This window comes from Pseudomonas sp. (genome assembly GCF_037994325.1).
In the GTDB taxonomy this organism is placed as follows: Bacteria; Pseudomonadota; Gammaproteobacteria; order Pseudomonadales; family Pseudomonadaceae; genus Aquipseudomonas.
Genome location: NZ_JBBNAH010000022.1, coordinates 1 through 4,420, shown reverse-complemented (window position 1 = coordinate 4,420; position 4,420 = coordinate 1). Strand labels below are relative to the sequence as shown.

General features: G+C 61.0%; 3 protein-coding genes. All 3 read left to right on the top strand.

Features of this window, described 5'->3' with window-relative positions:
* The first annotated feature begins 49 nt into the window (after positions 1 to 49).
* A complete protein-coding gene (locus AAAB16_RS00720; protein WP_340661604.1) occupies positions 50 to 355 on the top strand; it encodes a hypothetical protein in 306 nt (101 codons plus the stop codon).
* 97 nt (positions 356 to 452) lie between these two features.
* Entirely contained in the window at positions 453 to 2,111 is a 1,659-nt protein-coding gene (locus tag AAAB16_RS00715) for a VRR-NUC domain-containing protein (RefSeq protein ID WP_340661603.1), read from the top strand.
* On the top strand, positions 2,108 to 4,399 hold the full coding sequence (locus tag AAAB16_RS00710; RefSeq protein ID WP_340661602.1) for an ATP-dependent DNA helicase: 2,292 nt from the start codon (positions 2,108 to 2,110) through the stop codon (positions 4,397 to 4,399). The genes AAAB16_RS00715 and AAAB16_RS00710 overlap by 4 nt, the downstream gene beginning before the upstream one ends.
* Positions 4,400 to 4,420: the final 21 nt, after the last annotated feature.

Here is a 4,420-nt window from a genome sequence, read left to right as displayed (position 1 = left end):
GGTCTTAACTTGCCCCTGTGCACCTAAACAACCGTATGGAGTGGCCGTGATGAAAACCCCAATAACCGCAAGCCTGTCGCTGCTGGCCCTGTTCGCTGCCGTTACTGCCTCTGCCGATGGCGGCAGCATCAGTTTCCAAGGCCAGATTACGGAATCGGCCTGTAGCGTAAACGCCGTTCCCAGTGCCATGGCCGATGCCCATGCACAAACAATCGCTCCGGGCATTAGCCTGCGCGTTGCCGCCGAAAACGACGCTTGCTCGCGCGGCAACCCGGCGTTTACCGCGCAATACATGCCGCTGCAAGCCAGCCAAACCGAGGTGCAAGACAAGGTCATCACCATCACCTACAACTGAGCCCAAACGGCTCGCGCCACGCCACCGATCTATTTACGATTGCCAGCGCTCTCGGGCGCTGGTATCTGTACATGCACACAGTGGTTTTGGCGCACCGATGCACTCCCTCGAAGACCCCCGTTTCTATTACCTGGCCAACTTTCACAAGGCATTGGCCTGGCTTGCTGCGCGTTATAGCGACCTGTTCAGCCGTGAAGAGGCTGATTTTCTGCGCCTGTTTGCCGAGCTACCGCTGCCCTCGCAGGCCCTGCTGACACGCATGGTGATGCGCAAAGGCCCGCACTTTCGCGCCAGCAAGCTGCGCTACGAAGAAATCGGCTGTTCGCGCCAGGCGTCTGAGGCGTTGCTGGGCCACGGCTGGATTACCACCGACACCGAACTGAGCCTGCCCGAACTGTTTAACCACCTGCGTAAGGATGAAGTGCTGCAGCACTTCGGCCACCTGCTCAGCAGTCGCAACGTCAATAAGCCACAACTGCTGGAACAACTGGAAAGCCAACTGCCAGGCGCGCAGTGCTTCCAGCAGTGGTGCCCGCAATTGGATGACCCGCTGCTGACCCTGACGATTGGCGAACTGATCGACCGCCTGCGCCTGATGTTTTTCGGCAATCTGCATCAAGACTGGGTGGAGTTTGTACTCTCGGACCTGGGTATTTTCCGTTACGAACACGTGGCGCTCAGCGCCGACACCCGCGGCTTTACCAGCCGCGCCGATATCGACACCTACTTCCATCTCTGGCAATGCCGGCAACGTTTCGAGGCCGGCGAGCCGTTGGCCGAAATCCTCGAACAGATCGCCGAAGTGCGCACCGACAACCCGCTCTTGCTGGAGCGGCGCGGCAAGCTGCTGTTCCGCATGGGTCAGTACCTGGAACGCCTGGGCGAGCTGGAGCACGCCCTGGGCATCTATGCCGCCAGTGCTTACGTGGAAGCGCGCCAACGGCAAATTCGGGTGCTGGAGCGCCTGGCGCGTTATGAGGACGCCCACGCCCTGGCCCAGCAAGCCACCGCTGCGCCGGTAAACGATGCCGAAGCGCAACTGGTGGCGCGCGCCCTGACCCGTCTGAATCGCCAACTCGGGCTAGCCAAGGCGAAAAAAGCGCCAAAGGTGAACGCCGGCTTGATCGAGCTAAGCCTGCCTTTTCTGCCCGATTGCAGCGTGGAACGCCGGGTGCAACTGCACCTGAGCGACGAGCAGGCGCCGGTGCATTACGTGGAAAACACCCTGATCTGCAGCTTGTTTGGCCTACTCTGCTGGCCGGCGATTTACGCGCCGTTGCCGGGGGCGTTTTTCCATCCTTTTCATACCGGCCCGGTCGACCTGCTGCGCGCCGACTTTCGCCAGCGCCGCGCCAGCCAATTTGCCGAGTGCCTGGCGCTGCTGGAGTCCGACGCCTACAAAGCGCGCATCCGCACGACCTACCAGGAAAAGTTCGGCATTCAGTCGCCCTTTGTATTTTGGGGGTTGCTCACTGAAGAGTTGCTGGAACAGGCCCTCACCTGCCTGCCCGCTGCGCACTTACAGGCGTGGTTCCAGCGTTTGCTGGGCGATATCAAAGCCAACCGCGCCGGCATGCCCGACCTTATCCAGTTTTGGCCTGCCGAGCAGCGCTACCGCATGATCGAAGTAAAAGGCCCGGGCGATCGTCTGCAAGACAACCAGAAACGCTGGCTAGCCTTTTGTGCCGAACATGGCATGCCAGTGGACGTGTGTTATGTGCAATGGGCTATTGCGCAAGAAGGACCGGGAGCGTGAGCTACACAGTCGCCGTGCGTGCCCTGTGTGAGTTCACCGCCAAACAAGGTGACCTCGACCTGCGCTTCACCCCCTCGCCCACGGCCCAGGAAGGTATTGCCGGGCATATGAGCGTGGTCGCTCGGCGCGGCTCGGGGTATATCGCCGAGCTGCCCTTGAGTGGCGAGTACAAGGGGCTTCTGGTGCGCGGTCGCGCCGATGGCTATAACCCCGATGACAACCTGCTGGAAGAAATCAAAACCCACCGTGGCGATATCTCGCGGATTCCAGAAAACCATCGGCTGCTGCATTGGGCACAGGTAAAGGTCTACGGCGCGCTGCTGAGTGCCGAGTACGAGTTGGAAGAAGTCGACCTGGCGGTGGTGTATTTCAATGTGCTCACCCACAAGGAAACCAGCTTTCGCGAAACCTTTAGCGCCAGTGCCTTGCAGGCATTTTTTGAGCTGCATTGCGGGCGCTTTATTGCCTGGGCCGAGCAGGAACAAGCACACCGCCTGGAACGCGATCGCAGTCTTGACCGGCTGAAGTTTCCCCACGCCAGTTTTCGCAGCGGCCAACGCCAACTGGCCGAAGCGGTGTACCGCGCCGCGCGCGATGGCCACAGCCTGATGGCCCAGGCCACCACCGGCATTGGCAAAACCATCGGCACGCTGTTTCCGCAGCTCAAAGCCTTTGCGGAACAAAAGCTCGACCGCCTGTTTTTCCTCACGGCAAAAACCCCGGGCCGGCGCCTGGCCCTCGATGCCCTGGAAACCCTGCGCGCCCAGGAGCCAAAAATCGCCCTGCGGGTGCTGGAACACGTCGCCCGCGACAAGGCCTGCGAGCACCCGGACAAAGCCTGCCACGGCGACTCTTGCCCGCTGGCCAAAGGCTTTTACGACCGCCTGCCCGCCGCCCGTAAAGCCGCGCTGGACAGCCAATGGCTGAACCAGGCCGCCGTGCGCGACGCAGCCCTGGCCCATGGCATCTGCCCCTACTACCTGAGCCAAGAGCTGTGCCGTTGGAGCGATGTGGTGGTCTGCGACTACAACTACTACTTCGACATGACCGCCCTGCTCTACGGCCTTACCCAGCTCAACGAATGGAAAGTCACCCTGCTGGTGGACGAAGCGCACAACCTGGTGGAGCGCGGGCGCGGCATGTACAGCGCAGAATTGCAGCAAGCGCGCTTCAAGACCATGCGTGGCCTGGCGCCCAAAGGCTTAAAGAGCGTGCTCGACCGCGTCAACCGCCACTGGAACCAACTGCACCAGGACCAGCAAGCGCTGTATCAGGTATACCCGGCCGCGCCGGACCTGTTCATCATGGCGCTGCAAAAAGCCGTCAGCGCCATCACCGATCACCTCACCGACCAGCCCACCGGCAACGAAGCCGAACTGCTGCATTTCTACCTCGACGCCATGCTGTTTTGCCGCCTGGCTGAGGTATTTGGCCCGCACTCGCTGTTTGATATCAGCCGTCATCTCGGCACCGGGGGCACGTCGCAATCGACCCTGTGCATCCGTAACGTAGTACCAGCCCCCTTCCTCGCCCCGCGCCTGGCGGCGGCCCATAGCTGCACACTGTTCTCCGCCACCTTAAGCCCGGCCAACTACTACGCCGACCTGCTCGGGCTGGCGGAAAATACGCCATGGATTGATGTGGAATCGCCGTTTCTGGCCGAGCAGTTACAGGTGCAGGCCGTGAGCAACCTCTCCACCCGCTACGTTGACCGCGAGCGTTCGCTGGCACCGATTTCCGCACTTATGGCGCGTCAGTTCGGCGAACGGCCGGGTAACTATCTGGCGTTTTTCAGCAGCTACGCCTATCTGGAACAGGTGCGTGACGAATTTGTTGCCGCCCACCCGCTGGTGCCGATTTGGGTGCAGTCGCGGCAAATGGATGAAGCCGAGCGCCAACACTTTCTCCAGCGCTTTGAGGAAAACGGCCAGGGCATCGGTTTTGCTGTGTTGGGCGGGGCCTTTGGGGAAGGCATCGACCTACCCGGCAAGCGTTTGATCGGCGCCTTTATCGCCACCTTGGGGCTGCCGCAAATCAACCCGGTGAACGAGCAAATCAAACAGCGCATGCAAAGCATGTTTGGCAGCGGGTACGACTACACCTACCTCTACCCCGGCCTGCAAAAAGTCGTGCAGGCAGCCGGGCGGGTGATTCGTACCCAGCAGGACTCAGGCGTGGTGTATTTGATGGATGACCGCTTTAGTCAGGCGCAGGTCAGGCGGTTATTGCCAACATGGTGGGAAGTGGGAAGGTGTCGATTGCCGGATGAGCGGCCGGTTCAACCGTGAAATCTCCGCGCCTGGGTCCCC